This window comes from uncultured Paracoccus sp. (assembly GCF_937873615.1).
GTDB lineage: Bacteria > Pseudomonadota > Alphaproteobacteria > Rhodobacterales > Rhodobacteraceae > Paracoccus.
This window is the reverse complement of sequence record NZ_CALMYP010000039.1, coordinates 1-4,967: the sequence shown is the minus strand read 5'-3', so window position 1 is coordinate 4,967 and position 4,967 is coordinate 1. Positions and strand designations below refer to the sequence as shown.

Annotated in this window: 7 protein-coding genes; 4 read left to right on the top strand and 3 right to left on the bottom strand. The window is 66.3% G+C overall.

All coding sequences use genetic code 11. The features are described 5' to 3' along the window. Positions 1 to 173: 173 nt before the first annotated feature. The 3 genes from Q0330_RS10365 to Q0330_RS10355 form a co-directional block, all read right to left on the bottom strand. On the bottom strand, positions 174 to 632 hold the full coding sequence (locus Q0330_RS10365) for a hypothetical protein (protein WP_299478358.1): 459 nt from the start codon (positions 630 to 632) through the stop codon (positions 174 to 176). 196 nt (positions 633 to 828) lie between these two features. Further along, positions 829 to 1,452 (bottom strand): DNA-3-methyladenine glycosylase 2 family protein, encoded by a 624-nt coding sequence (locus Q0330_RS10360; RefSeq protein WP_299478355.1) that lies wholly within the window; start codon positions 1,450 to 1,452, stop codon positions 829 to 831. Between the two features lie 9 nt (positions 1,453 to 1,461). Beyond that, entirely contained in the window at positions 1,462 to 2,085 is a 624-nt protein-coding gene (locus Q0330_RS10355; RefSeq protein WP_299478352.1) for a GntR family transcriptional regulator, read from the bottom strand. A 102-nt stretch (positions 2,086 to 2,187) separates the two neighbouring features. On the opposite strand from Q0330_RS10355, the gene Q0330_RS10350 reads away from it, so the two are divergent. The 4 genes from Q0330_RS10350 to Q0330_RS10335 all read left to right on the top strand — a co-directional run bounded on the left by Q0330_RS10350 (position 2,188) and on the right by Q0330_RS10335 (position 4,918). Beyond that, complete coding sequence (locus Q0330_RS10350; protein ID WP_299478349.1) at positions 2,188 to 2,850, top strand: pyrimidine 5'-nucleotidase; 663 nt, start codon at positions 2,188 to 2,190, stop codon at positions 2,848 to 2,850. A gap of 54 nt (positions 2,851 to 2,904) precedes the next feature. After that, positions 2,905 to 3,123, top strand: coding sequence for a hypothetical protein (locus Q0330_RS10345; protein WP_299478346.1), 219 nt, complete (start codon positions 2,905 to 2,907; stop codon positions 3,121 to 3,123). Positions 3,124 to 3,127: 4 nt separating this feature from the next. Next, positions 3,128 to 4,324: a UbiH/UbiF family hydroxylase gene (locus Q0330_RS10340; RefSeq protein ID WP_299478343.1), complete on the top strand. Its 1,197-nt coding sequence runs from the start codon at positions 3,128 to 3,130 to the stop codon at positions 4,322 to 4,324. A 72-nt stretch (positions 4,325 to 4,396) separates the two neighbouring features. After that, positions 4,397 to 4,918, top strand: coding sequence for a GNAT family N-acetyltransferase (locus Q0330_RS10335; protein WP_299478340.1), 522 nt, complete (start codon positions 4,397 to 4,399; stop codon positions 4,916 to 4,918). Positions 4,919 to 4,967 lie beyond the last annotated feature (49 nt).

The following is a 4,967-nucleotide window of genomic DNA, read 5'->3' as shown; positions in this document are numbered from 1 at the left end:
CTGAAGATCCCGGTCCTGACCGACGAACGCCAGAACCGCCGCGCCTCGGTCCGCCGGATCACCGATCTCCTGGCCTCGGCACAATAAGCAAGAAGAACGGCAGGACAGGGGGAAGGCCCGGCAGCGATGCCGGGCCTTTTTAGGTCGATCCGGGGGATGTTGGTTGGGAAACACTAGGATTTGGGAATGTCCAACTTTTCAGGAACGCGAGATTTACCGCTGTAGTTAAAGATCGACCACCTAAAGGAATCGCGCCGCATTTCTAAGACTAAGTCATTTTGTGCCATCGAGAGCGCCTTGTATTCCGAGGCATGATCCGGACATCCGGGAGTTAGCTTTGCATGTGCTTCAAGGTACTTTTGCAGCAAAACGCCCCAAGCCATTATGACCGACTTATCCGCGTAGAACATTAGGCGAGGTACGTACTCCATCGCAGGCCGTAGAGCGGTTAGAAACTCCTCTTTTGTCGAGTCGTTGTAGGTGTCTTGAAGTGGCGGAAGGATGCTGAGAAATTCCAAATAGTGCTTTCGCTTTTCTGACAGAATACGTTCGGATTCCGCGTAGAAGCGACCAGCAAGAAAGCTCAGTGAAGCAAAAATCAAACTCCCGATAAGGGTCAAGGCGCTAGGCATTTTTGCTCCTTCTGTCCGACATATTCGACAAGCCAAATTTATCCGTGCTCAATGGTGTGTGCCAGTATGTGCTTCTTCTTGACGTATTATTTGGCGCGTGAAACCTAATACGTCGTCCTAAGGTACCGGGCTAGCCGAGCGGACAGTGGGGCATAACACAGCATTGGGCAACTTAGGCCCACCCCCCGCCACCACCTCACGACCTGACCCCTTCCCTGCCCTTCGCCACCCGGTAATGCGCCCAGAGCGCGCGGGCGGCGACGGCGCGCCAGGGGCGCCAGGGTTCCGCCAGTTCCAGCAGCGCCTTGGGCGACGGGCGCTCTTCCAGACCGTAAAGCAGCCGCGCCGATTCCTGCAGGGCCAGATCGCCCGCCGGGAAGGCGTCGCTGCGGCCAAGGGCGAAAGCCAGATAGATCTCGGCCGTCCATTGGCCAATGCCGGGCAGCGCCGTCAGGGTGGCGATCACCTCCGCATCCGGGGCCTTGCGCAGCGCCTGCCAGTCGGGTTCGCCGGCCACGATGCCCAGCAGGTAGCGGATCTTCGGGCGCGAGACGCCGCAGGCCCGCAAGCCCTCCTCTCCGGCGGCGCGGATCGCCTCGGGCGCGGTCAGCCCGGCCTCGGACAGCCGCGCCATGATCGCCCCGGCAGCGGCGATGGAGATCTGCTGGCCGATGATCGCATCAAGGATCGCGGCAAAACCGTCGCTTCTCCGGCGCAGGGGCAGGTCCAGCCCTGGCAGAGTCGCGGCCCAGACCGGGCAGACCGCCGCCAGATGGGCGCGGCCTTCCGCCAGATCGGTTTCCGCTTCGATGATCCGCATGGGCGGGGCTCAGGGCTCGCGCCGGGCGTCTTCGCGCAGCCGGGTCTCGAAGGCTTTCGAGATATGGGCCCGCAGCGCCGCCTCGGCAGCCGCGCCATCGCCGGATTTCAGCCCGTCGACAATCGCCTGATGCTCGGCCAGTGCCACCTTGGGCCTGCCCTCGACCGCCAGCGAACTGCGCGCCATCAGTGCCATGTTGCGATGCACGATATCGAGCTGCTGCACCAGATAGCGGTTATGCGAGGCCAGATGGATCTGGTGATGAAACCGCCGGTTCGCGCGCGCCAGAGCCTCGGCATCGCCCATATGGCACAGGTCCTCGTCGACCATGGATTGCAGCACCCGCAGTTCCTCGGGCGTGGCGTGACGCGCGGCCAGCCGGGCCGCCAGTGCCTCCAACTCGGTGCGGACGGTGTAAAGCTCGGCCAGCTGGTTGTGGTCCAACGTCGCCACGATCAGGCTGCGGCCGTCGCGCTTGACCATGGATTGCGTTTCCAGCCGTTGCAGGGCCTCGCGAACCGGGGTCCGCGAGACGCCGAAACGGTCGGCGAGTTCGGATTCCACCAGCCGGTTGCCGGGCTTGTAGATACCGTTGTCGATGGCCTCGACGATCAGGGTATAGGCGTCTTTCATGGCGACAGTAGCCGCGATGCCGCAGGCGATTGCAAGCGCGAAGACCGGGCGTCGCATTCGCGCGCCATTGCACGCCCGCGCGCCCCGGCCTATCACCGGGACATGCCCTTCCGACATGTCACCACCTGGATCTTCGATCTCGACAATACGCTTTACCCGCCCGAGGCGGCGCTGTTTCAGCAGATCGAGACCCGCATGACCGCGCATGTCACCCGCGTCCTCGGCGTCGACCGGGCCGAGGCCGACCGGCTGCGCAAGCATTACTGGCGCGATTACGGCACCACCCTGGCCGGGCTGATGGCCGAACACCGGATCGACCCCCATGCCTATCTGCTCGATGTCCATGACATCGACTTTTCGGTGCTGAGCCCGGCCCCGGCGCTTGCGGAGGCCATCGCCGCCCTGCCCGGGCGCAAGATCGTCCACACCAATGCCGACAGCACCTATGCCAGCCGGGTGCTGGACCGGCTCGGCCTTGGCCCGTTCGAGGCGATCTATGGAATCGAGGAGGTCGGATTTCATCCCAAGCCCGACGCGCGCGCATATGCCGCAGTTATCGACGCCCACGGCCTCGACCCCGCGCAGGCGGCCATGTTCGAGGACGATCCGCGCAATCTGGACGTGCCGGCGCGGCTTGGCATGCAGACAGTGCTGGTCGGATCGGGCCGGCACGGGCCGGACGAGTTGCCGCTCGATCACGAACATGGCGCCCATGTTCATCACCGCACCCGCGATCTGGCCGCATTCCTGCGTTCGCTTGTCTGATCGGGCCGGGTCTGGCACAGTCGGACCCGATAACCATTCCGCAGGAGACCGCCCATGTCCGCCACCGCAGCCACCGATTCGCATGGCCAAAGCGCACAGGAAAGCGCCGCCGAGAACGCGCTTGCCGCCCGTATCCTGCTGCTGGTCGCGGCGGTGCTGGTGCTGGCCGTGGTGATCGTCGCCGTCTTCGGCCTGCCCGCCCTCGGCATGCTCGGCCTGCTTGGCACGGCGATCGTCTGGGCCGCGCTTCTGGCCATCACCCTGGGCAACTGATCCGATGCACCGCGCCGGGGCCGAAACCGATATCCTGATTTCCGGCGGCGGCATCGCCGGGCTGATCGCGGCCGCGGCCTTCGGTGCCGCCGGGCATCGGGTGATCTGCGTCGATCCCGCCCCCCCGGTGACCGAGGAAGGCGCCGCCGGTTCGGACCTGCGCACCACCGCCTTCCTGCATCCCTCGATCCGGCTGCTGGAACGCGCGGGCCTGTGGGGCCGGCTGTCGCCCCATGCCACGCCCTTGCAGGTCATGCGCATCGTCGATGCCGGCGGGACCGAACCCACGGCCCGGCTGACCCGCGATTTCGACGCCGCCGACATTTCCGACGCGCCCTTCGGCTGGAACCTGCCGAACTGGCTGCTGCGCCGCGAGATCGCGACCCGGCTTGCCGAGATGGAGAATGTCTCTTTCCGTCCGGGCACCGGCACCGCCGGCCTGACCGCCCGCGACAGCGAGGCACTGGTGACGCTTTCCGATGGCAGCCATGTGACCGCGCGGCTGGTGGTCGGTGCCGACGGGCGCAACAGCCCGGTGCGCACGGCGCTCGGGATCGGGGTGAAAACGACGCGCTACGGACAGAAGGCGCTTGCCTTCGCCGTCACGCACGAGCGCCCGCATGACAATGTCTCGACCGAGATCCACCGCTCGGGCGGTCCCTTCACGCTGGTGCCGCTGCCCGACCGCGACGGCAAGCCGTCATCCGCCGTGGTCTGGATGGAGCGCGGCGCCGAAGTGGCGCGGCTGATGGCGCTCGACCCGCAGGATTTCGCGGCGGAACTCAATGCCCGCTCGACCGGCATTCTGGGCCAGCTGACCCAGGCCACCCGCCTTAGCGCCTGGCCGATCATCAGCCAGATCGCCAGCCGCTTCACCGGCCCGCGCACCGCCCTGATCGCCGAGGCCGCCCATGTCGTGCCGCCCATCGGCGCGCAGGGGCTGAACATGAGCCTCGCGGACCTGTCGCTTCTCGTCGATCTGTCGCAGGACGACCCCGGCAGCCGCGCCAGCCTCGACGCCTTCCAGCGCCGCCGCTGGACCGAGGCACGGCTGCGCATCGCCGGCATTGACCTGCTGAACCGCGCCTCGATGATCGAGGCCCGGCCCCTGCGCGACCTGCGCGCGGCGGGTCTTGGCGCCATCTACGGCATCGCCCCGGTGCGGCGGCTGATGATGAAGGCGGGCTTGGGCGTCAGCTGACCGCGCAGCCTGTCTTGACCTCGCTTTCCGGCTGGGATTGGGTCGCGGGCAAAGCCCCCTGCGAGGACGAGGATGAAGATCCGCGACGCCACCCCCGACGATCTGCCCGGAATCCTCGCGATCTATAACGACGCCGTGGCCCATACCACCGCGATCTGGAACGACGCCCCTGTCGATCTGCCCAACCGCGCCGCCTGGCTGGCCGACCGCCGGCGCGCCGGCCATCCGGTGCTGGTTGCGTCCCGCGACAGCGAGGTGCTGGGCTATGCCTCTTTCGGGGACTGGCGCGCCTTCGACGGCTATCGCCACACGGTCGAGCATTCGGTCTATATCCGCACCGATCAGCGCGGCGCCGGCCTTGGCCGGGCGCTGATGGAGGCGCTGATCGCCCGCGCCCGAAGCTTGGGCAAACATGTCATGGTCGCCGGGATCGAGGCCGGCAATAGCGGCTCGATCCGCCTGCACGAGAGGCTGGGCTTCATCCGGGTGGGCCTGATGCCGCAGGTCGGCACCAAGTTCGGCAGATGGCTGGATCTGGCCTTCCTGCAACTGACGCTGGACGCGCGCGAGGTGCCGGACGAAGACCTGAGCTAAAGCATTTCGCCGCAACCCTGAATCGTTTTGGGTTCCGCTGAAGCGTTGA